The organism is Gallaecimonas zhanjiangensis (genome assembly GCF_057624825.1).
This window is the reverse complement of the sequence record NZ_CM172603.1, coordinates 664,367-684,104: the sequence shown is the minus strand read 5'-3', so window position 1 is coordinate 684,104 and position 19,738 is coordinate 664,367. Positions and strand designations below refer to the sequence as shown.

Genomic DNA, 19,738 nt, shown 5'->3' with positions numbered 1-19,738 from the left:
AACGGGCATATTCCGTGGCCTTTTTATTATTGGACCTACCGATTTTAGGAGTTAGACCTTGGCTAACATCAAGTCTGCGAAGAAGCGCGCGATCCAGGCTGAGAAGCGTCGTCAGCACAACGCCAGCCGCCGTTCCATGCTGCGCACCTTCGTTAAGAAAGTACGTGCCGCTATTGCCACCGGCGACAAAGCTGTTGCTCAAGAAGCTTTCACCACTGCCCAGCCGATCATCGATCGTATGGCAACCAAAGGCCTGATCCACAAAAACGCTGCGGCTCGCCACAAGGCTCGCCTGAACGCGCAGATCAACGCCCTGTAAGGTCAGCTTACTGAGCTCGAAAAAAAACCGGCTTTCGCCGGTTTTTTTATTTAGGCACTTTTTCGTTAGTGACTGAACAGCCTGTCCAACAGTTCGATGACCCTTTCCGCCTCATCGCTTTGCAACGAGTAGAAAACGGTCTGAGCTTCCTTGCGCGTCCGAACCAGTCCATCCCGGCGTAACCATGCCAGATGTTGAGAAAGGGCAGATTGGCTGAGGTTGAGCCTGTCGTTCAGCTCCCCCACAGATAACTCCCCTTCTTGAAGGTTTTTGAGAATGCACAAGCGCCTCTCGTTGGCCATGGCTTTCAGCAGGGTAACGGCAGGGGTCGCCTCTTCAACCAAGCTCTCACTGCAATACGTCATAACAACGTCTCCTTCTGAATAGCCAACGCAACACGTCTACAACTGGTCGAGTAAAACCGCACAGTAATAGACTGCGTGATAAGTTAACCGCGAATTAGCTGAAGCTTGACTGAACTTCTAAGGGAATAACCATGCGTAAGTTGCTTGTTTCTTTGCTTTTCGCCAGTTTGCCGGCGGCTGCCGCCGTCTCAAAGCAGGATATCCAGACCGCAGAAAAACTGAGGGACCAAGCACTGGCCAGTCATCAGGCTTACGACTTGGTCAAATCCCTGGTGGTGGAAGTGGGCCCGCGCCTGGCTGGCTCCGAAAACAACAAGAAGGCTGAAACCTGGGCCGTAGCCAAGCTCAAAAGCCTGGGCTTTGACAAGGTCTACACCGAGGCCCTGACCATCCCCACCTGGGCCCGCGGCACCATTCACGCCGAGATAAGCGCCCCTTATCGCCAACACCTGGTGCTGACCGCCCTTGGCGGCTCGGTGGGTACCGATGCCAAAGGCATTGATGCCGAGGTGGTGCGCTTTGCCGATATCGATGCCCTCAAGGCGGCAGACCGCAACGCCGTTGCTGGCAAAATTGTCTTTATCGATAAACCCATGGCCCGAGTGCAAAACGGCTTTCAGTACGGCACCACCGTCGCCGGGCGCGCCATGGGCGCCGTAGAAGCGGGCAAACTGGGCGCCAAAGCGGTGCTTATCCGCTCGGTGGGCACCGGCCTTAGCCGCTTTCCCCACACCGGCATGATGCACTACCAGGACGATGTCACCAAGATCCCGGCTGCAGCCCTTGCCGTGCCCGATGCCAACCTAGTGGCCGCCATGCTGCAAGCTGGCAAGCCGGTCAAACTGCACCTGACCATGACCGCCGAGCCCGGCCCACAAACCACGGTGCATAACGTGATTGCCGAGGTGACCGGCAGCGAAAAGCCTGACGAGATAGTGCTCATCGCCGGCCACCTGGACTCCTGGGACGAAGGCCAGGGCGCCATCGACGACGGCGCCGGTATCGCCATTGCCGCAGCCGCAGGCAAGCTCATCAAGGACTTGCCCAAGCGTCCCAAGCGCACCATCCGGGTGGTGTTCTTCGCCGCCGAAGAAACCGGCCTTTGGGGCGGCAAAGCCTATGTTGAGCAGCACAAGGGCAAAGACTTGGCCAAGCATGTGCTGGCTGGCGAGTCTGACTTTGGCGCCGACCGGGTTTATCGCATCGACACCCGCTTCGGCCCTGAAGGCGAGGCGCTGCGCGGCGCCCTTAACAAGGTGCTGAGCCCCATCGGTGTGGACATGGGCGACAACCAGGCCGGTGGCGGCTCGGAAGTGAGCCTGCTGCCTTACCAGGGCGTGCCGGTCGTTAGCCTGCGCCAGGACGGCACCTACTACTTTGATTATCACCACACCGCCGACGACACCCTCAACAAGATTGACCCGGCCCAGTTGGCCCAGAACGTGGCGGCCTGGGTAGCCACTGTCTATCTTGCCGCGCAGAACGACAGCCCGCTGCGCCCCATTCCCGAAGGCAACTTCGGCGAATAAGCGACAAAAGCCCGCCACCAGGCGGGCTTTTTCATAGAAGCGTCATGCAATCGTCAAGGCTCTGTCACTGCGCCTGCCTAGCCTGAATTCCCGAACTCATGTTCGGAGCATCCAACCATGACCCAGCCACACCGCGCCGTATTTCTGTCGGATCTGCACCTTGGCAGCAAGGACTGCAAAGCCGATTACCTGCTGGCCCTGCTCAGGGACCTGCATTGCGACACGCTGTACCTGCTTGGAGATGTCATTGATCTCTGGGCCATGAGTAAACGCAGCCACTGGCCGGCCAGCCACTCCCAGGTATTGCTGGAGTTTGAACGGCTCGCCGCCAAAGGCACCCGCATTCTCTACATTCCCGGCAATCACGACGCCCCGCTGCGGCGCTTTTGTGGCCGGGCCCTGGCCAACATGGCGGTTGAGCGCCGAGGCCGCCACACCCTTAAAGATGGCCGAGTCCTGCTGCTGACCCACGGCGACGAGTTTGACGCCGCAGTCTGCCTGGGCCGCTTCGAGGCGCTGGTGGGCAACCTCGGCTACGACGTGCTGATGTGGCTGAACAGGCTGTGCCAGGGGCTGCGCCGGCGTTTGGGGCTGTCTTACTGGTCGCTGGCCGGTTACATCAAAAGGCGTATCGGCAAGGCTCAGGCCGCCATTGGCCGTTATCGCCAGGCCGCCATTCAGGCTGCCGAGCAGGCGGGCTGCGCCGGGGTGGTGCTGGGCCATATCCATCAGCCAGCCATGGAGAACTGCCAGGGATTGCTCTATCTCAACACCGGCGACTTCGTGGACAGCTGCTCTTTTATCGTCGAGAAAGCAGACGGCGAGCTGGAGCTTATCCACTGGACAGAGCAACAGAAGGTGTTGGCCCAAAGCCAGCAAGGCGCTCTGGTTGAGGCGGCCTAACTGGTCATAAAAGCGTCACCAAAGTGTTAGCGAAACGCCATCTTGGGTCCCTAGGCTGTGGTCAGTATCCGCCGACAGGACCCACACCATGTTCACCGTCGAAAATGTACTGGAACGTCATTTTCCCCAGCTGCCTTACAAAAAGGCGCTGACCCCGGTTCTCCGCCAGCTGCTCAAGGAAAAGGAATTTCACCAGTTTAAAGAGCAGCACCGCCACGCTAAGGGCCTGGATTTTGTCGAAGAAGTGCTGAACTACTTCGATTTCTCCTACCAGGTGGCTGACCGCGAAAAAGAGCGGATCCCGGCAAGCGGGCGGGTGGTGATCATCGCCAACCACCCTATCGGCTCCCTGGACGGCCTGGCGCTGTTAAAGCTGGTCAGTGAAGTGCGCCGCGATGTCAAAGTGGTGGCCAACGCCTTGCTGAGTGAAGTCGAGCCGCTGCAATCCTTGCTGTGCCCGGTCAATAACATGGTGGGCAGCACTCAAAAGAGCCAGCTGCTGGCCATCCAAGAATGCCTGAACCAAAACCAAGCGGTGATCATCTTCCCGTCCGGGGAAGTGTCCCGGCTGCGCCCCCAAGGGGTGCGTGACACCCGCTGGCAATCAGGCTTTTTACGCCTGGCCCGCCAGAGCAAGGCGCCCATTCTGCCCATTCGCCTCGAAGCCCGTAACTCGGCGCTATTTTACTCCACCTCCATGCTCTATAAGCCGCTGGCCACTGGCCTTTTGGTGCAAGAGATGTTCAAGCAGCGCCACAAGAAGCTGCAGGTGCATATCGGCGAGCTGATCCCCCACAGCCAGCTCGACAGCATCCAGGCCCTGCCCAAGCGGACCCAAATCAAGCTCTTTAAAAAGCACCTGTACCGGGTGGGCACCCAAAAGCGCCTGCCGTTCAAGACCGAAACCGCCATCGCCCCCCGTGAAGACCGCCAGGTGCTATTGCAGGTGCTGAGCCACTGCCAACTGCTAGGCCAGACCCCAGACGGCATGCAAATTCACCTCTATCACTACCAGCCCGACTGCCCCCTGATGCGTGAAGTCGGCCGGCTGCGGGAAATCGCCTTTCGCGCCGTGGGTGAAGGCACCGGCAAGCGCCGCGATATCGACCAGTTCGACGTTAACTACCTGCACCTGGTGCTGTGGGACCCAAAACGCCTGGAGATCGCCGGTGCCTACCGCCTGGCCGATGCCAAGCGCCTTGGCCGCGAGGGCCTGTACAGCCAAACCCTGTTCAATTACGGCCCGGACATGGACCCTATCCTCGAACAGGGTCTGGAGCTTGGCCGCAGCTTCGTGCAGCCGGCCTACTGGGGCAAACGAGCCCTCGATTACCTATGGCTCGGCATCGGCGCCTTTCTGGCCAAAAACCCCCACTACCGCTACCTGTTCGGGCCGGTGTCGCTGTCGGCCAACTTCCCGCCTGCAGCAAGGGATCTGATGGTGTACTTCTACCGTCACTATTTCGGTAAAGACAACCTCAGCACCCGCCACCACACCCCCTATCAGCTGGACAGCCAGACCCTCGAGGCGCTGACCGCCACCTTCAAGGGTGACGATTACAAGCACGACTTCGTGCAGCTCAAGGACAAACTGGCCAGCATGGGCGCCAGCGTCCCTACCCTCTACAAGCAATACGCCGAAGTCTGTGAGCCGGGCGGCGTCAAGTTCCTCGATTTCGGGGTAGACCCGGATTTTGGCGACTGCGTCGACGGCCTGGTGCTGGTGGATGTCAGCCAGCTCAAGGACAACAAGCGCGCCCGCTACATCGAAAGTCATCAGTGATAAAAAAGGCCCCGCGAGGGGCCTTTTTTACAGGCTCAGCAGTAAGGTCTCGTAGATATCGATAAGGCGCAGATACTCGGCCTTGCTGACCCGCTCGTTAGCCTGGTGGATGGTGGCGTTGGGTAGGCCGAGCTCAATCACCTGAGCGCCGTGGGCACGGAAGAAACGCCCATCGGAGCTGCCGCCGGCGGTAGAGAGCACCGGGAACTGGCCAAGGCCGGCAAACACCGCCTTTTCCACCACCGTCAAAAAGTTGGGCTGCTGTTCGTCAAAGCTCGAAAAATACGGCTCACAGGGCCGGCTCCAACTAAGCTCGCCCACCAAATCCGCTGGCATCAAGGCGCGGATGCGCCGGTCAATCAGCTCGGCGTTGGTGTGGTGGGAATAACGCAGGTTAAAGCGCAGCGTTACCTTGCCCGGGGTGACGTTATCCAGCCATTGGCCGTGCTCAAGGCCGGTCAGGTGAAAGGCAGTGCCGGGAAAATCCGGCGCGCCCTGGTCCCAAGGTAAGGCACAAAGTTCGGCGCCCAGCATCATGGCCCGGTGCAGCAGGTTCTCCCGCGATTGCAGATAGGCCACGTGCCCGGCTTTGCCGCTCAGGGTCAGCTCCCCGGAGATGGCGCCGCGCCGCCCCACTCGCAAGGTATCGCCGCTCAGTCTGCGGGCGGTGGGCTCTCCTACCAGCACCCAGGGCGGCAATTTCCCCTGGCGCGCCAGAAACTCGGCAATCACCCTCGAGCCGTGTTCGGCTTCCCCTTCTTCATCGGCAGTGAGCAGCACCATCAGGCCGTCGAGGTTGGCGCCCTGCGCCAAGGCCCGCTCAATGGCGGTAAGAAAGGCGGCAATGCCGCCTTTCATGTCGGCGATACCGCGGCCAAACAGCTCGCCCCCCACTTCGGTGAGGGTAAAGGGGTCTACCTGCCAATGCAGCCCGGCGGGCACCACATCGGTGTGGCCGCAAAAAGCCAACTTTGGCGTACCGGGGCGCCAGGCGATGAGGTTGGCTACCCCCTGGCTTGGCAGGTGCAGAATTTCAAAGCCCAGGCGACTTAGCTGCGCTGCGATATAGGGCTGGCAACCGGCGTCGTCGGGGGTAATGGAGGGGCGGTCGATAAGGGCTTGCAGATGGGCAAGCTCGGACTGGCATTGAGCAGCAACAAGAAGTGGCATAGTGGCGTCCAGGTGACAAACCTGGACGCCATCTAAGCAGACGGCTTTGACAGTTTAATGATCAAAGAAGCTATGAAAACGCAGCGTCTCCGGCTCCAGGTTGCAAAGCCTGGCCACCGCCGGGTGCTGGATCATCCGCTCGGCAAAAATCACGTAGTAACGTTCTTTCACCGCGTCGGTTTCGCCCAGGCAATGCACCCCGAAGTTCTGCTCGAACTGCTGGTTGTTGACCGCTGGCGCTACGAAGATCTCGCGGCCCACGGCGCCAAAGGCCTGCATCAGGCCCGAGTCGTCAAACTCGCCGCCAATGGTGGGGTTAAGGCCCTGCTCATCCAGCCAGCTTTTAAGCTCGCGCCCGGCTGCGGTCTTGCGGCTTGGCAGCAGCAGCGGCCGCTCTTCCAGGCAGAACGGGAAAGGCAGCTCAAGCTTGTCGCGGCAGAAAAAAGCCAGGGAGTAATCGGCGATGGCCCGCGAATGCAGCCCCGGCTCGGCGGCTGAATCGATGGGGCAGTCGGAGACTATCATGTCCAGCTTGTGGCTTTTCAGCTCATCGAGCAGCAGCTCGTGGCGCGACTCAAAGCAGCTCAGCGCCACTTCCATGTCCGGGGGCGAGGCCACACGCAGCAGCTGCGCCACCACCCATTTGGACAGGGCATCGGCCACCCCCACATCAAAACGCACCGACTCGTGCTTTTGATAGTCGAGGATGTCGATAAGCTCGTAGGACAGGTTGAACATACGGTCGGCATAGCGAAACACCATGCGGCCAAGCTCGGTGGTGTCGAGGCGACGGCCACGCTTGGTCAGCAAGGGTCCCATGCGCCCTTCCAGCAGCTTGAGCTGGCCGGAGATGGTCTGGGGGGTTACGCAAAGCGCCTCGGAAGCGGCCGCAAGGGAACCCTTGCGAACCAACATCCAGAAATAATACAGGTGGTTATAGTTCAGGTGCGCCATATCACTGACAACTGAATGCCTTGTTCAAGTAGGTGAGAAGATCCTGCTCTGATTGAATACCGGCATCGTTGATCTCGGTACGCAGTTCCTTGAGCAGCTTGTCTTTATCGGGGTTGGGTGTTTCGCACAGGCGACTGCGCATGTAATCCATGCGTCCGCCGATGCGCTGGGATTTCGCCCTGTCCAGGTAGCCCTGGTTGGCTGCCGCGCCGCTGTCGTGTTGCATCTTGACACCATCGACCACGCCAATCAGGTAGTCGCGGCAGCGGGTAGAGTCTTTCTGGCCAAGGCACACTTCTTCAAAGTGCGACAGCGGCTCCTGGGCCATAGCCAGGGGGCTAAACAGCCCCAGCGCGAGCAGAGCAGCTTTCATCAGGTGACCTCCTCTTTGGGCGGTGCCAGGGAGCGCTTCATCAGCCAGTAACCTGCCACGGCCGCGATGGTGGAGCCGGCCAAGATCCCTAAGCGCGAATAGGTGTCATACATGACATGTTCATGCTGGTAAGCCAAAGAGGCGATGAACATGGACATGGTAAAGCCGATACCGCACAGCACCGCCAGAGCAAAAATCTGCCGCCAGTTGGTGTTTTCCGGCAGCGACGCCATGCCGCCTTTAACCGCCAGCCAGGTGGCGCTGAACACCCCCAGCGGCTTACCGATAAAGAGGCCCAACATAATGCCGAGCGGCAGCGGCGCCAGCAGGCTGTCAAGACTCAGGCCCTTGAGGGACACGCCAGCATTGGCCAGGGCAAACAGCGGCAGGATAAGCACGGCGGTGTAGTCCGACAGCATGTGCTCCAGGCGATGGGCAGGTTTGTCCTTGCCCACCTTGTGGGGAATAAGAAAGCCGATGATGACACCGGCAAGGGTGGCATGGACGCCAGACTTCAGTACGCTGACCCAAAGCACAGCCCCCACCAGCAGATAGGGCAGCAGCCGTTTTACGTTCAGCAGATTCAATGCCACCAGCGCCACGATGGCCCCACCGGCAACCGCCAGGCTGAGGGTGGACAGTTCGCTGGTGTAGAAAAGCGCGATGATGATGATAACGCCCAGATCATCAATGATGGCCAGCGCCAACAGGAAGATCTTAAGGGCCGGCGGCACCCTTTTTCCCAGCAGCGCCAGCACACCCACGGCAAAGGCGATGTCGGTGGCGGCCGGAATGGCCCAGCCCTGGCGGTTGATGGGGTCGCCCATGTTGAAGATCAAAAACACCAGCGCTGGTGCCAGCATGCCGCCAAGGGCGGCGATAACCGGCAGCACCGCCTTTTTGGGGCTCGATAGAGCGCCACTGACCATCTCGTGTTTGACCTCGATACCGATCAGCAAGAAGAAGATCGCCATCAGGCCGTCGTTCACCCAGGCCAGCCAGGGCTTGTCTACCAGCAAAGGCCCGGCCTGCACCACCAGAGGGGTTTCCAGCCACCGTTCGTAATACCCCGCCCAAGGTGAGTTGGCCAACACCATGGCCAGCACGGCCGCCAGGATCAGCAAGGTGCCGCCGCGGGTTTCGGGGGTAAATAACGATCGGAAAAAAGCCTTCATCGGCAGACACTTCGCCTCAATTGCGCAACATCTGCCCAGACTAAAGGAGATGTTAATTAGAGAAAATTCCTTTCTTCTCACCAAAAGATAAGAATTAACCGAAGTGTAGTACAAAAAAGAAAGCCGCACAGGGCGGCTTCATTTAGATGGCGACAGGGGCCTTGATATGGGGGTGGGGGTCGTAGCCTTCGATGACAAAATCCTCGAAGCGGTAGTCAAAGAGGCTGTCCGGTTTACGCAATATTTTGAGCTGGGGCAGCGCCCTTGGCTCGCGGGACAATTGCAGCCGGGTTTGTTCCAGGTGGTTGCTGTAAAGGTGCACGTCGCCACCTGTCCAAACAAAGTCCCCCACCTCAAGCCCGGCCTGCTGGGCCACCATGTGGGTCAACAGCGCGTAGCTGGCGATATTGAACGGCAAGCCAAGGAACACGTCGCAGCTGCGCTGGTAGAGCTGGCAGGAGAGCTTGCCGTCTGCCACATAGAACTGGAACAGGGCGTGGCAAGGCGCCAAGGCCATGTTGTCCAGTTCCCCTACGTTCCAGGCCGACACGATGATGCGCCGGGAGTCGGGGTCATTTTTAAGCTGCGCCATCACCTTGGCCAACTGGTCGATATGACGGCCATCGGCGGCTGGCCAGCTGCGCCACTGGGCGCCGTATACCGGCCCCAGGTTGCCGTCCTCGTCGGCCCATTCGTCCCAGATGGAGACGCCGTTTTCCTTGAGGTAGGCGATGTTGGTGTCGCCGTTCAAAAACCACAGCAGCTCGTGAATGATGGAGCGCAGGTGGCACTTTTTGGTGGTGACCAGCGGGAAGCCTTCTTGCAGGTTAAACCGCATCTGGTGCCCGAAGATGGACAAGGTGCCGGTGCCGGTGCGGTCGGCTTTCTGAGCGCCCTCATCGAGGATCTTCTGCATCAGGTCAAGGTAGGCCTTCATGCCTTGTCTCCTTTGTGTTTAACGCTCCACACCAGCAGCACGATGCCAAATATGATCATCGGCAGCGACAATACCTGGCCCATGGTGATAAAGCCGCCCAGCTCACCGAGCTGCGGGTCGGGCTCGCGCACAAATTCCACCAGGCTTCTAAAGACGCCGTACAGCAGCAAGAACAGACCTGAGATGCTGCCACGGGGCCGGGGTTTGGAAGAGAACCACCACAGGATGCAAAACAGCACCAAGCCCTCGAGGGTGGCTTCATAGAGCTGGCTGGGGTGGCGCGGCACCGGGCCGCCGGTGGGGAAGATCATGCCCCAGGGCAAGTCGGTAGGCCGGCCCCACAGCTCGCCGTTGATGAAGTTACCAATGCGGCCCATGCCAAGGCCGATAGGCACCATGGGCGCCACGAAGTCCGCCACGGTGAAGAAGGTTTTCTTGGTCTTGCGGCCAAAATAGAGCATGGCCAGGATGACGCCGATAAGGCCGCCGTGGAAGGACATGCCGCCCTGGTCGACCCGGAACAGATAAAGCGGATTTTCCTGGAACAGGTCGAAGTGATAGAAGATCACATAACCGATACGGCCACCCAGCAAGACCCCGAGGAAGGCATAGAACAGCAGATCGCTGACTTGTTGGCGGTCCCAGCCGGAACCGGGTTTGTCGGCGCGGCGGTTGGCCAGGAACATGGCGGCGAAAAAGCCCACCAGATACATAATGCCGTACCAGTGCACCGGCAGCGGCCCTATCTTGAAGGCAACAGGGTCGATATGGGGAAAATGAAGCGGTGTGGACATATTCCTTCCTAGTTAATAAGCATTTCCAGCCCCACCAGAACCAGCAGCACTGAAAAACCGATTTTCACCTTCTCGGCAGGCACCCGGTGCAGTAAGCGCACACCGACCGGTGCCATGAAAAAAGCCCCTGGCAACAAGGCCAGCAGGGCCGGTAGATACAAAAAGCCCAGGCTGCCGTGGGGCAACCCGGTTTGGTGCATGCCGCTGATGGCGTATGACAAGGTACCGGCCACCGCCACTGCCAGGGTGCAGGTGGCGGCAGCGGCCACGGCCTGGGTCATGGCCATGCCGGCAAAGGTCAATAGCGGCACCAGCAGGGTACCACCGCCAATGCCGAGCATGGATGACAGCATACCGACACCGATGTTAATGGACCCCAGCAGCGGGTTGGAAAGGCGCAGGGCATCAGAAGGGGTCGAGGCTTGCTTCTTCCTGGCCAGCATCCGCCAGGCCGAGAAGAACAAAAAGCCCCCAAAAAACTTCTTGAGCATCATCCCGCCTACCAGGGATGCCACCTGGGCTCCCAGCAGGCCACCGACGATCATCCCGGCAACCAGCCAGCGGGCCTGGGCCCAAGGCACCGAATGGCGCCGCTGGTGCGCCATCACCGACGACATGCCAGTCACGCAGATGGTGGCAAGGGAAGTGGCAAGGGCCATGGGCATCACCAGATCGTGGCTTATCCCCATTTTGGGCAGCAACCAAGCCAGGGTGGGCACGATAACCAGGCCGCCGCCTATCCCCAGTAGCCCCGACAACACGCCGGCGATAAGGCCAAGGACAAGGCAAACCCCTACAACAAGCAGCACCGGTGACTCCTGGGCTCAAAAAAGGCGTCCATAGTACCCTAGCGGCCCGCCCTTAACCAATGGGCAAAACCGGCCTGGGTCAGGGGCTCGCGTAGCTGCCAACCCAGCTCGTCGGCGTCGAGGCTGGCCAAAAGTTGCGGGCGCAGTTTTTCCAAATCAGCCAAGGACAGCTTCTTCAACAGGTGCTTGGCTCTGGCCACTTGGCTGGCATTCATGGAAAGATGGCGGTAGCCCAGCGCCAGCAAAAGCGTAAAGCCCAGGGGCTCTCCGGCCATTTCCCCGCATACCGACACCGGTAATCCCAGCTCCTGGCATTGGCGCTGAATTTGGGCAAGGGCCTGTACCACCGCCGGGTGGAATGGCCGGAACAATTCCGCCACCCGGGGGTTGTTGCGGTCCACCGCCAACAGGTATTGAGTGAGGTCGTTACTGCCAACGGAAACAAACTGTACCCGTTCTGCCAGTGCTGGCAGCAGGTATAAGGAAGCGGGCACCTCCACCATCACCCCAACCTTGGGCAACTCAAAGGCGCCCATGGCTTCGCAAAGCTCGAAATGGGCCTGGCGCATCAGGCGCAGGGCCTCGTCTACCTCGGCTACTGAGGAAATCATCGGCAGCAGAATTTGCAGGTTGCCGTGGTGCTGGTGGGCCCTGAGCATGGCTTTGAGCTGGATAAGGAAGATATCCGGCTGGTCCAGGGTGATGCGAATGCCGCGCCAACCCAGGAAGGGGTTGTCCTCTTCGATAGGCAAGTAAGGCAGCGGTTTATCGCCGCCCACATCGAGGGTGCGCAGCGTAACCGGCAACCCGGGGTAGCGCGACAGCACATGGGAATAGAGCCGGAACTGCTCTTCTTCTCCCGGAAAACGGCTGGCCAGCATAAAGGGCACTTCAGTGCGATACAGGCCAACACCGTCCGCTCCCTGCCCCGCCGCCACGTCGGTGTCGGCAGACAACCCAGCATTGATGTACACCTTGACCCGCTCGCCATCCTGGCTGAGGGCCGGGCCCTGGGCACTGGCCAGCACGTCCTTGGAAATGGTGGCTTCTTCGAGGATAAGGCGGCGATATTCGCGCTCTAGGCCGGGCTCCGGGTCGATAAAGCAGCGCCCGGTGTAACCGTCGATGATCATCCGCCGGCCCGGCAACGCCGACAGCGGCAGTGACGACACCCCCAGCACCGCCGGAATGCCGATGGCCCTGGCCAGGATGGCGGCATGGGAATGGCCCGAGCCCCGGCGCGAAACAATACCTTTAAGGCGCTCGCGGGGCACTTCGGCCACCATGGTGGCGGTGACTTCGTCGGCGACCAAGATCAGGTCATCGTCAGGAATGGCCCTGTTGATTTGCCCGATGCAGAGCGCCTGCAACAGCCGCAGGCCCACGTCTTTAAGGTCAGTGGCCCGCTCCTTGAGGTAGCTGTCTTCCATGGCCGAAAATTTGTCGATGGCCTCTTCTACTACCGCTTTAAGGGCCCACTCGGCACTGGTGCCGGCGCGAATAAGAGCTCGCACTGGGTCACCAAGGCTCGCCGGTGCCAGCAACTGTACGTAAAGCTCGAAAATAGCCTGGGTCTGGCTCGGCAAATCCAGCCGTTTGGCAAGGGCTCTGAGGCTTTGCTGGGTGCTGTCGATGGCTTGGTCAAAGCGTTTGAGCTCAAGGCTGACCTCCACCTCCCCACCGTGGGGCAGGTCGTCGAAAGTCATGGCCGGAATACGCACCAGACACGCGCCCATGCCGATACCCGGCGAGCCGGCAAGGCCGGTGGCCGAGCGCTTCCAGCCGGTTTGCGCCCGCAAAAGGCGGGTGCGCTCTTCCACGTTGGCCAGTGCCGGTGCCAACTGGTTGGCCAGGGTGACCAGGCAGGCTTCTTCTTCGGAATCAAAGACCCGGGCGTCGCGCTGCTGGACGGTTAATACCCCCAGTACCCGGCGCCGATAGATAATGGGCACCCCGAGGAAGGACTGGAACAGCTCTTCGTTAAGTTCTTCGATGAGTTTAAAAGCAGGGTGGTTTTGGGCGTCGGCCAGGTTGATGGCTTCTTCACGGGAGGCGACCAGCCCGACCAGGCCTTCTTGGTAAGACAAGGTGCAGATGGTGCCGGGGGGCAATGTCAGGCCCTGTGTGGCCAGCAATTGCAATTGGCCAACATCAGCGTCTGCCAGGTAGATGGAGCAGACTTCCGTATTCATCAGCTCGCAGATGGCAGTGACCAGCCAGCTGACCGCCTGATCCAATGAGGCGGCGCTGTTGACCTGCTGCACTATCCGCTGCAACTGCGTCAACATCTATGGTTCCCCCAAAATGACCAAAGCCACCTTTGGCGCAAGGCCGGGCGTTCAGGCCCTTCTTCTATCCTGGCGACCAAAAGGCATGGCTTGGGTTGCAAACTCCTTCATTACTCGGCGGTAGACATCGCGTTTAAACGACACTACCTGCCTTACTGGATACCAGTAGCTGACCCAGCGCCAATCATCAAATTCCGGGTGCCCGGTGGCCCCCAGGTCCACGGCCGATTCGGCTGAGGTGAGTTGCAGCAGGAACCATTTCTGCTTCTGGCCGATACAGACCGGTGCCTGTTCCTTACGTACCATGCGCTTGGGCAGGCGATAGCGCAGCCAGTGGCGCGATACCGCCAGGACCTTCACGTCCTTGCGTTTGAGTCCGACTTCTTCCCAGAGCTCGCGATACATGGCCTGCTCTGCCGATTCCCCATCATTGATACCGCCTTGGGGAAACTGCCAGGAATGTTGTCCCCGGCGACGGGCCCACAGCACCTGGCCCTGCTGATTGCAAATCACTATGCCGACATTTGGACGGAAACCGTCGTTATCGATCATGCCAGCCTCAAAACAGTGCGTTATTGCTTGGATTGTTCCACAGATATGATTGACCAGCAAAAGGAATTCGAGGCCAGGAGCCGGGGCTGTGGAACAACTATCCCATCAACCCAAGGTTATCCACAGCCCCACACTGTCATCCATGCACATATTCTGTGGACAGTGGTGTTGATAAACTGGTGAGTAAAATCAGGAGAGTGGATGGGTGTCAGGCAAGCGGCGAACTATGCGAACCAATGAATCAAATTAGACATTGTTTTTAAAAGGATTAATTTATAAAAAGCGATCGCTTCGATCCATTGACAGCACTTGGGGATCTGATCGTTTGTGTTTTCCGATGTGGGTAACTTTATTCGCTCAGGAGTTAATCAACAGCATTTAATCCACAGATAAAGGCCGATTTCTACACAGCGGCAGGCGCCCACTGCCCACCTTTGGCAGTTATCCCAGATTTTTGTGCATGAGAATGTGGATAGTTAGCCCCAAGCCCTTGGGTATTCATGGATCTGCAGCAAGTTGCTGAAAAGAATCCTTTAAAGATCATGCAGTAATGGAACGATCGCGCTGTGTATAAACCAAGATCCGGCGACTGCCCAAGATCTGTACACCCAAAGCGCTGTTTTGCCAGTAGAATCGTGACCATGCAAACGCCCCATCCGCACCCCGAACCACCGCAAAGCCTTGAGCAGCTGATGGCCAGAGCCAACAGCCTGGCTGGCTACAACCTTGGCCAGTTGGGCGAAATTGCCGGTCTTGGGATCCCGGGGCACCTGCGCCGCGAGAAAGGCTGGATGGGCATGCTGCTCGAAACCCTCTTGGGCGCCAAGGCTGGCTCCAAGCCAGAGCCCGACTTCCCCCATCTGGGCGTAGAGCTCAAGACCCTGCCGGTGGACAGACACGGCAAACCGCTGGAAAGCACCTTTGTGGCCGTCGCGCCAGCCGAGGGCTGGCAGGGCGTTACCTGGGAAACCAGCCATGTGCGCCAAAAGCTGGCCTGCGTGCTGTGGATCCCCATCCTGGCCGAGCGGCAACTGGCCCCGGCCGAGCGGGTTATTGCCACGCCGCTGCTGTGGCGCCCCAACCCCGCCCAAGAGCAAGCGCTGCGCCAAGACTGGGAAGAGCTGGTGGAGCAACTTGCCCTGGGGCGCTTTGATGAGATAAGCGCCCACAAGGGCCAGGTGCTGCAGCTGAGGCCCAAAGCCGCCAACGGCAAGGTCAAGGTCCAGGCCCGCAATGCCGAGGGCCAACTGGTGGCTGTCCAGCCCAAGGGCTTTTACCTACGCGCACTTTTTACCCGCCAACTACTGGCAGAAGCCTTCAGCCTCGTATAACCTAGCCATTGTTGATAATGGTTATCATTTAATGAGGTTGAAGATGGTTCTGCCTACAGGGATACGTATCGGCTTACTGTCGCTGGTCGCCTTGGCCTGGTGGCCTATCCACCACAGCGAGGTTTGGCTGGCCCATGGCTTCTTTGGCATGGCCTTGGTGTTCCTGTTATTCAGCCCGGTTGTCGCCATCAGGCTTTGCGCCCCTATCTTGTGCTTAAGCACAGTATTGACATTGATCCCCTGACAGCCCCGATAAAGGGGGTTATGCTGGTTTACAAAGCACCCAGGCAGTCAAGAGGTTGATATGACTAGTATCGCCATCATCGGCGCCGGGTTAAGTGGTATCACCGCTGCCCGGATCTTGCAGGGACACGGACTCACCCCCACCATCTTTGAAAAAAGCCAAGCCAGCGGCGGCCGCATGTGCAGCCGTACCAGCCAATGGGGGAGTTTTGACCTTGGCGCCCAGTACTTTACTGCCCGGCATCCGCGCTTTATCGACGAATTAGGCAACTGGATAGCCCAGGGGATCGCCACCGAATGGCTGGTCACTCCTTATCAACTGTCCAGCAGCAGCCGTCTGCATACCCAGGATGTGGTGCAGCGTTACGTCGGCCTGCCCCATATGGGCGCCATTACCCGTTTTCTGGAAAGCAACCTGGATGTCCGCTGCGGCCAGACCATCTGCGGTTGCCATCACCGGGACGACCAATGGTGGCTGGAAAACACCCAAGGTGAAGCCTTTGGCCCCTTTGACGGGTTATTGGTCACCACCCCGGCGCCCCAGGCCGTGCCATTGGTGAGCGCCAGCCCACGCCTGGCCATGCTGGCCCGCAAGGTGCGCATGCAGCCGACCTGGGCCCTGGGCCTAGCTTTTACCCAGGCTCTTGATACCGAGATCAATGCCGCCTTTGTCGAAAGCGACAGCATCGATTGGCTGGCCCTGGACTCCGACAAACCCGGCCGCCTGGCCCAGCCCCAGCGCTGGGTTGTTCACGCCACCAGTGACTGGAGTGCCAGCCACATGGAGCTTGAGCCCGAAGAGGTCGCAAGCATCCTCAGTGAACAGTTCTTCAAGCTACTGGGTGTGCCGGCCCGCAAACCAGATGAAGCCATCGCCAAACGCTGGCGCTTTGCAAGAGGCAACCTCGACGGTGCCAGTGGTTTTGATCAGCGCCTGCGTCTCGGTTGTGGTGGCGATTGGAGCCACGGCGCCCGGGTGGAAGGGGCCTGGCTGGCCGGCCAGGAGCTGGCCGAGCGGATGCTGGCCGCCTTGCAAAAAGACGGCTAGGCCAACGCCTGCCATAAAAAAAGCCGCCCGAAGGCGGCTTTTTTCGTAGTGAAGTCGCGAAGCTTAGGCTTCGGCAACCACAACCACTTTAACGTTAGCGAATACATCGCTGTGCAGTTGCAGCTCGATGTCGAACTCGCCGGTAGAGCGCAGGGCGCCTTCGGGCAGTTTAACTTCGGACTTGGCAACGGCTACGCCTTTGGCGCTGATGGCGTCGGCGATATCGCGAGTACCGATAGAACCGAACAGTTTGCCTTCATCACCGGCTTTGGCAGCGATTTCAACGCTTTCCAGACCTTTAACCTGCTCGGCACGAGCTTCGGCAGCAGCCAGAACTTCAGCCAGTTTGGCTTCCAGTTCGGCGCGACGCGCTTCGAAGTGAGCAACGTTGTCGCGGGTAGCCATAACAGCTTTACCCTGCGGGATCAGGAAGTTACGAGCGTAACCAGCTTTAACTTTGACTTGATCACCCAGGCTGCCCAGGTTAGCGATCTTGTCCAACAGAATAACGTTCATTGACGATTCCTCTCAACTCTATCCCAGGACGGACCTTACTTGTGCAGGTCGGTGTAAGGCAGCAGAGCCAGGTAGCGGGCGCGCTTGATAGCACGGGCCAGCTGGCGCTGATACTTGGCGCTGGTACCGGTGATACGGCTAGGTACGATCTTGCCGCTCTCGGTGATGTAGTTCTTCAGAGTTGCGATGTCTTTGTAATCGATTTCAGTGACGCCTTCTGCAGTGAAACGGCAGAACTTGCGACGACGGAAGAAACGGGCCATGGGGCTTATCTCCTAATTCAACAATTCGATGTGCTGGGCATGCAGTACCACTTTGGCCAGGCCGTCTCGGCCCATATGGCTGACCAGAAATCCGGTCACGGTCACTGCCGACCCCATCTCTAATAGCCGGGTTTGTTGTTCAAGGTCTTCACCACTGGCAACCACTGCTATTCGCAGCTTCGCCTGCCTGGCCATATTGGCCTCGCTCTGAGAGGAGTAATGCTCCAGCCAGAACTGGCAGTGTGGGATCCCAACCGGACTCTTGCTGCGCCTTGGCGCCTTGGCAAGATGCCCGTCCAACTGCACCCGATTACGTTGCACTTGCCTTACTCGGCGCTGGCCTCTTCGGCTTCAACGCTATCTTCGCGATCGTCACGACGGTCACGACGCTCTTCCTTGGCCTTGGCCATAGGAGAAACTTCGGTCACAGCGTGCTTGGTACGCATGATGGCGTGACGCAGAATAGCGTCGTTGAAGCGGAAGGTGTTTTCCAGCTCGTCAACCACTTCTTGAGAGGTTTCAACGTTCAGCAGAACGTAGTGAGCCTTGTGCAGCTTGTTGATCGGGTAAGCCAGTTGACGGCGGCCCCAGTCTTCCAGGCGAGTTACTTCACCGCCGCCATTTTTGATGGCACCAGTGTAGCGCTCGATCATGCCCGGAACCTGCTCGCTTTGATCAGGGTGAACCATGATCACGATTTCGTAATGACGCATGATTGCTCCTTACGGGTTAGTAGCCTCACAACCCGGCTCGACCGCGGACCGGTGGGGAGGCAAGGAGATTGTTAGAACGGCCGATACAAGGGCGCAAATTCTACAGAATCGAGGATTTTCATACAAGGCAGATTTTTATACCCTAGCGAGGCTGGCATACTGGCGCAGTCAGGGCAGGGAAAGCCGTCTTACAAGGGGATGAGAGAGATGCGTTTTTTGGGGTTGTTATTGCTGTTGATGGTGTCCAACGCCTGGGCACTGGTGCCGCCTTATTATGGCAAGTCCAAAGCAGAATACCGTTTCGCCTCGGAAGCGGAAGTCGGCCTGTCTTATTACAACGGCAACACCAACACCGAAAGCTACAACACCCGCCTGAAAGTAGCCATGGACACCGACCAAACCCACCAAGAAGTGGTGTTTATGTCCAACTACGCCCAGGACAGCAACTCCACCAGCGCCGAAGAATACCAATTGCAGCTGCAGTCAGACTTAAAGATGTGGGCCGACCACTACCTGTTCCTACGTGGCAGCCAGATCTTCGACCGCTTCGGCTCCTACAGCTCGGAAACCTCACTGTCGTCCGGTTACGGTACCAACCTCATCAGCCGCCGTTTTACCTCGCTCAAGTTCGAGATAGGCCCGGGTTATCGCCTGCAGGCGCCGCCCGATGACAGCGATAAAAGCCAAATTAACGAGGCCATTGTCCGCACCGCGCTGAAGTTTGAGCGCCGTATTCACGAGCGAACCCGCTTTAACATCGGTTTGGATCTGGAAGCCGGTATACAAAACACCACCGGCGTACTGGATGCGTCCCTCACTAACCAGCTGTGGGACGATTTGGCGTTGAAACTGGGCTTTTATTACCGCTATTCAGAAGTGGTGGATGCCGACAAATCCAACTTCGACACCCACTCCACCTTGAACCTGCTTTATACGTTCTGACGCTGGCGCACGATTTCGAACAGGCACACGCCGGTAGCCACCGACACGTTGAGGCTGGATACCAGCCCCGCCATGGGAATGGCCACCAGTTCGTCGCAGTGCTCGCGGGTCAGGCGGCGAAGCCCTTTGCCCTCGGCCCCCATGACCAGCGCCATCGGGCCGGTCAGGCGGGTGCCATAAAGGGTTTTATCGGTTTCGCCGGCCGTTCCCACTATCCACACCCCCTGCTCTTTCAAGCTGCGAAGGGTGCGGGCCAGGTTGGTCACTTCGACCAAAGGCACCGTCTCTGCCGCGCCACAGGCGACTTTACGCACCGTGGCGTTGAGGCTGGCCGAGTTGTTCTTGGGCACGATAACCGCCGTGGCACCGGCGGCATCGGCCGTACGCAGACACGCCCCCAGGTTGTGGGGGTCGGTCACGCCATCCAGTACCAGCAGCAGCGGCTGCTCGGCCTTTTCCAGTAACTCGGCCAGTTTGTTCTCGTTGAGCGCTTTGGCCGCTTTGATCTCGGCCATCACGCCCTGATGCACGGCGCCTTTGGATTTCTCGTCCAGGGTCTTTTTGGCCACCCATTCGATGGCCAGGCCCATGCTTTGCGCGTCGGCAACGACATCGGCTAAACGTTGGTCCTGGCGCTCGCGGGCAACCCAGAGCTTAAGCAGTGTCTCCGGCTGGCGCTCGATGGCGCCTTCAATGGCATGAATACCGAAGATCCAATCCTGACTCATGAT

General features: G+C 59.0%; 23 protein-coding genes. 7 read left to right on the top strand and 16 right to left on the bottom strand.

Translation table 11 applies throughout. From position 1 onward, the window contains the following. Nucleotides 1–58: 58 nt before the first annotated feature. The gene (gene rpsT / locus AC22G1_RS03210) at nucleotides 59–319 is read left to right on the top strand and encodes a 30S ribosomal protein S20 (RefSeq protein ID WP_487315493.1); all 261 of its coding nucleotides are present in this window, start codon (nucleotides 59–61) and stop codon (nucleotides 317–319) included. Between the two features lie 65 nt (nucleotides 320–384). On the opposite strand, the gene AC22G1_RS03205 is transcribed toward rpsT, so the two are convergent. Beyond that, nucleotides 385–684 carry an ArsR/SmtB family transcription factor gene (locus AC22G1_RS03205; RefSeq protein WP_050659832.1) on the bottom strand — a complete coding sequence of 100 codons (300 nt, stop codon included), beginning with the start codon at nucleotides 682–684 and terminating at the stop codon, nucleotides 385–387. A gap of 131 nt (nucleotides 685–815) precedes the next feature. On the opposite strand from AC22G1_RS03205, the gene AC22G1_RS03200 reads away from it, so the two are divergent. The 3 genes from AC22G1_RS03200 (at nucleotide 816) to olsF (ending at nucleotide 4,899) form a co-directional block, all read left to right on the top strand. Further along, a complete protein-coding gene (locus AC22G1_RS03200; protein WP_487315492.1) occupies nucleotides 816–2,213 on the top strand; it encodes a M20/M25/M40 family metallo-hydrolase in 1,398 nt (465 codons plus the stop codon). A 117-nt stretch (nucleotides 2,214–2,330) separates the two neighbouring features. After that, nucleotides 2,331–3,116, top strand: coding sequence for a UDP-2,3-diacylglucosamine diphosphatase (locus AC22G1_RS03195; protein ID WP_487315491.1), 786 nt, complete (start codon nucleotides 2,331–2,333; stop codon nucleotides 3,114–3,116). Between the two features lie 88 nt (nucleotides 3,117–3,204). After that, the gene (gene olsF, locus AC22G1_RS03190; RefSeq protein ID WP_487315490.1) at nucleotides 3,205–4,899 is read left to right on the top strand and encodes a bifunctional ornithine lipid synthase OlsF; all 1,695 of its coding nucleotides are present in this window, start codon (nucleotides 3,205–3,207) and stop codon (nucleotides 4,897–4,899) included. Between the two features lie 27 nt (nucleotides 4,900–4,926). Here olsF and dapE read toward each other — a convergent pair whose 3' ends face one another. The 9 genes from dapE to rppH all read right to left on the bottom strand — a co-directional run bounded on the left by dapE (nucleotide 4,927) and on the right by rppH (nucleotide 13,951). Then, complete coding sequence (gene dapE, locus AC22G1_RS03185) at nucleotides 4,927–6,069, bottom strand: succinyl-diaminopimelate desuccinylase (protein WP_487315489.1); 1,143 nt, start codon at nucleotides 6,067–6,069, stop codon at nucleotides 4,927–4,929. A 54-nt stretch (nucleotides 6,070–6,123) separates the two neighbouring features. Further along, nucleotides 6,124–7,023 carry a transcriptional activator NhaR gene (gene nhaR / locus AC22G1_RS03180; protein WP_050659837.1) on the bottom strand — a complete coding sequence of 300 codons (900 nt, stop codon included), beginning with the start codon at nucleotides 7,021–7,023 and terminating at the stop codon, nucleotides 6,124–6,126. Nucleotide 7,024: 1 nt separating this feature from the next. After that, nucleotides 7,025–7,396 (bottom strand): hypothetical protein, encoded by a 372-nt coding sequence (locus AC22G1_RS03175; protein WP_487315488.1) that lies wholly within the window; start codon nucleotides 7,394–7,396, stop codon nucleotides 7,025–7,027. Next, a complete protein-coding gene (nhaA, locus tag AC22G1_RS03170; protein WP_487315487.1) occupies nucleotides 7,396–8,571 on the bottom strand; it encodes a Na+/H+ antiporter NhaA in 1,176 nt (391 codons plus the stop codon). The genes AC22G1_RS03175 and nhaA overlap by 1 nt, the downstream gene beginning before the upstream one ends. A 142-nt stretch (nucleotides 8,572–8,713) precedes the next feature. After that, nucleotides 8,714–9,508 carry a thymidylate synthase gene (gene thyA / locus AC22G1_RS03165; protein ID WP_487315486.1) on the bottom strand — a complete coding sequence of 265 codons (795 nt, stop codon included), beginning with the start codon at nucleotides 9,506–9,508 and terminating at the stop codon, nucleotides 8,714–8,716. Then, the gene (lgt, locus tag AC22G1_RS03160; RefSeq protein ID WP_123422348.1) at nucleotides 9,505–10,302 is read right to left on the bottom strand and encodes a prolipoprotein diacylglyceryl transferase; all 798 of its coding nucleotides are present in this window, start codon (nucleotides 10,300–10,302) and stop codon (nucleotides 9,505–9,507) included. Before lgt ends, thyA begins: the two co-directional genes overlap by 4 nt. Before the next feature lie 8 nt (nucleotides 10,303–10,310). Next, entirely contained in the window at nucleotides 10,311–11,111 is an 801-nt protein-coding gene (locus AC22G1_RS03155) for a sulfite exporter TauE/SafE family protein (protein ID WP_487315485.1), read from the bottom strand. A gap of 38 nt (nucleotides 11,112–11,149) precedes the next feature. Further along, nucleotides 11,150–13,399, bottom strand: a complete 2,250-nt coding sequence (gene ptsP, locus AC22G1_RS03150) for a phosphoenolpyruvate--protein phosphotransferase (RefSeq protein ID WP_487315484.1) — start codon at nucleotides 13,397–13,399, stop codon at nucleotides 11,150–11,152. Nucleotides 13,400–13,450: 51 nt separating this feature from the next. Continuing rightward, entirely contained in the window at nucleotides 13,451–13,951 is a 501-nt protein-coding gene (gene rppH / locus AC22G1_RS03145) for an RNA pyrophosphohydrolase (protein WP_050659844.1), read from the bottom strand. A 641-nt stretch (nucleotides 13,952–14,592) separates the two neighbouring features. Between rppH and mutH the strand changes: the two genes are divergently transcribed. Further along, nucleotides 14,593–15,282, top strand: coding sequence for a DNA mismatch repair endonuclease MutH (gene mutH, locus AC22G1_RS03140; RefSeq protein WP_487315483.1), 690 nt, complete (start codon nucleotides 14,593–14,595; stop codon nucleotides 15,280–15,282). A 24-nt stretch (nucleotides 15,283–15,306) separates the two neighbouring features. On the opposite strand, the gene AC22G1_RS03135 is transcribed toward mutH, so the two are convergent. Continuing rightward, on the bottom strand, nucleotides 15,307–15,432 hold the full coding sequence (locus AC22G1_RS03135; protein WP_487315482.1) for a hypothetical protein: 126 nt from the start codon (nucleotides 15,430–15,432) through the stop codon (nucleotides 15,307–15,309). 154 nt (nucleotides 15,433–15,586) lie between these two features. Between AC22G1_RS03135 and AC22G1_RS03130 the strand changes: the two genes are divergently transcribed. Continuing rightward, complete coding sequence (locus AC22G1_RS03130; protein ID WP_487315481.1) at nucleotides 15,587–16,573, top strand: NAD(P)/FAD-dependent oxidoreductase; 987 nt, start codon at nucleotides 15,587–15,589, stop codon at nucleotides 16,571–16,573. A 63-nt stretch (nucleotides 16,574–16,636) separates the two neighbouring features. Here AC22G1_RS03130 and rplI read toward each other — a convergent pair whose 3' ends face one another. Genes rplI through rpsF form a run of 4 tightly spaced genes read right to left on the bottom strand, consistent with a single transcriptional unit; the run spans nucleotide 16,637 to nucleotide 18,065 of the window. Beyond that, nucleotides 16,637–17,089 (bottom strand): 50S ribosomal protein L9, encoded by a 453-nt coding sequence (gene rplI, locus AC22G1_RS03125; RefSeq protein ID WP_050659848.1) that lies wholly within the window; start codon nucleotides 17,087–17,089, stop codon nucleotides 16,637–16,639. Nucleotides 17,090–17,124: 35 nt separating this feature from the next. After that, nucleotides 17,125–17,352 carry a 30S ribosomal protein S18 gene (gene rpsR / locus AC22G1_RS03120; protein WP_008486569.1) on the bottom strand — a complete coding sequence of 76 codons (228 nt, stop codon included), beginning with the start codon at nucleotides 17,350–17,352 and terminating at the stop codon, nucleotides 17,125–17,127. A gap of 12 nt (nucleotides 17,353–17,364) precedes the next feature. Next, nucleotides 17,365–17,673 carry a primosomal replication protein N gene (gene priB, locus AC22G1_RS03115; protein ID WP_050659849.1) on the bottom strand — a complete coding sequence of 103 codons (309 nt, stop codon included), beginning with the start codon at nucleotides 17,671–17,673 and terminating at the stop codon, nucleotides 17,365–17,367. Between the two features lie 5 nt (nucleotides 17,674–17,678). Then, complete coding sequence (gene rpsF / locus AC22G1_RS03110) at nucleotides 17,679–18,065, bottom strand: 30S ribosomal protein S6 (RefSeq protein ID WP_487315480.1); 387 nt, start codon at nucleotides 18,063–18,065, stop codon at nucleotides 17,679–17,681. A gap of 198 nt (nucleotides 18,066–18,263) precedes the next feature. On the opposite strand from rpsF, the gene AC22G1_RS03105 reads away from it, so the two are divergent. Then, nucleotides 18,264–19,007, top strand: coding sequence for a DUF481 domain-containing protein (locus AC22G1_RS03105; RefSeq protein WP_487315479.1), 744 nt, complete (start codon nucleotides 18,264–18,266; stop codon nucleotides 19,005–19,007). Here AC22G1_RS03105 and rlmB read toward each other — a convergent pair. Beyond that, nucleotides 18,995–19,735, bottom strand: a complete 741-nt coding sequence (gene rlmB, locus AC22G1_RS03100; protein ID WP_487315478.1) for a 23S rRNA (guanosine(2251)-2'-O)-methyltransferase RlmB — start codon at nucleotides 19,733–19,735, stop codon at nucleotides 18,995–18,997. The genes AC22G1_RS03105 and rlmB overlap by 13 nt on opposite strands. Nucleotides 19,736–19,738 lie beyond the last annotated feature (3 nt).

Bases quoted from the DNA above. Each gene is read 5' to 3' on its own strand.
- nhaA (WP_487315487.1), bottom strand. From the start codon at position 8,571: ATGAAGGCTTTTTTCCGATCGTTATTTACCCCCGAAACCCGCGGCGGC.
- olsF (WP_487315490.1), top strand. From the start codon at position 3,205: ATGTTCACCGTCGAAAATGTACTGGAACGTCATTTTCCCCAGCTGCCT.
- AC22G1_RS03130 (WP_487315481.1), top strand. From the start codon at position 15,587: ATGACTAGTATCGCCATCATCGGCGCCGGGTTAAGTGGTATCACCGCT.
- nhaR (WP_050659837.1), bottom strand. From the start codon at position 7,023: ATGGCGCACCTGAACTATAACCACCTGTATTATTTCTGGATGTTGGTT.
- AC22G1_RS03105 (WP_487315479.1), top strand. From the start codon at position 18,264: ATGAGAGAGATGCGTTTTTTGGGGTTGTTATTGCTGTTGATGGTGTCC.
- ptsP (WP_487315484.1), bottom strand. From the start codon at position 13,399: ATGTTGACGCAGTTGCAGCGGATAGTGCAGCAGGTCAACAGCGCCGCC.
- AC22G1_RS03200 (WP_487315492.1), top strand. From the start codon at position 816: ATGCGTAAGTTGCTTGTTTCTTTGCTTTTCGCCAGTTTGCCGGCGGCT.
- rplI (WP_050659848.1), bottom strand. From the start codon at position 17,089: ATGAACGTTATTCTGTTGGACAAGATCGCTAACCTGGGCAGCCTGGGT.
- rpsF (WP_487315480.1), bottom strand. From the start codon at position 18,065: ATGCGTCATTACGAAATCGTGATCATGGTTCACCCTGATCAAAGCGAG.
- AC22G1_RS03205 (WP_050659832.1), bottom strand. From the start codon at position 684: ATGACGTATTGCAGTGAGAGCTTGGTTGAAGAGGCGACCCCTGCCGTT.
- dapE (WP_487315489.1), bottom strand. From the start codon at position 6,069: ATGCCACTTCTTGTTGCTGCTCAATGCCAGTCCGAGCTTGCCCATCTG.
- rpsR (WP_008486569.1), bottom strand. From the start codon at position 17,352: ATGGCCCGTTTCTTCCGTCGTCGCAAGTTCTGCCGTTTCACTGCAGAA.
- AC22G1_RS03175 (WP_487315488.1), bottom strand. From the start codon at position 7,396: ATGAAAGCTGCTCTGCTCGCGCTGGGGCTGTTTAGCCCCCTGGCTATG.
- rppH (WP_050659844.1), bottom strand. From the start codon at position 13,951: ATGATCGATAACGACGGTTTCCGTCCAAATGTCGGCATAGTGATTTGC.
- lgt (WP_123422348.1), bottom strand. From the start codon at position 10,302: ATGTCCACACCGCTTCATTTTCCCCATATCGACCCTGTTGCCTTCAAG.
- AC22G1_RS03135 (WP_487315482.1), bottom strand. From the start codon at position 15,432: ATGCCAAAGAAGCCATGGGCCAGCCAAACCTCGCTGTGGTGGATAGGC.
- rlmB (WP_487315478.1), bottom strand. From the start codon at position 19,735: ATGAGTCAGGATTGGATCTTCGGTATTCATGCCATTGAAGGCGCCATC.
- thyA (WP_487315486.1), bottom strand. From the start codon at position 9,508: ATGAAGGCCTACCTTGACCTGATGCAGAAGATCCTCGATGAGGGCGCT.
- mutH (WP_487315483.1), top strand. From the start codon at position 14,593: ATGCAAACGCCCCATCCGCACCCCGAACCACCGCAAAGCCTTGAGCAG.
- AC22G1_RS03195 (WP_487315491.1), top strand. From the start codon at position 2,331: ATGACCCAGCCACACCGCGCCGTATTTCTGTCGGATCTGCACCTTGGC.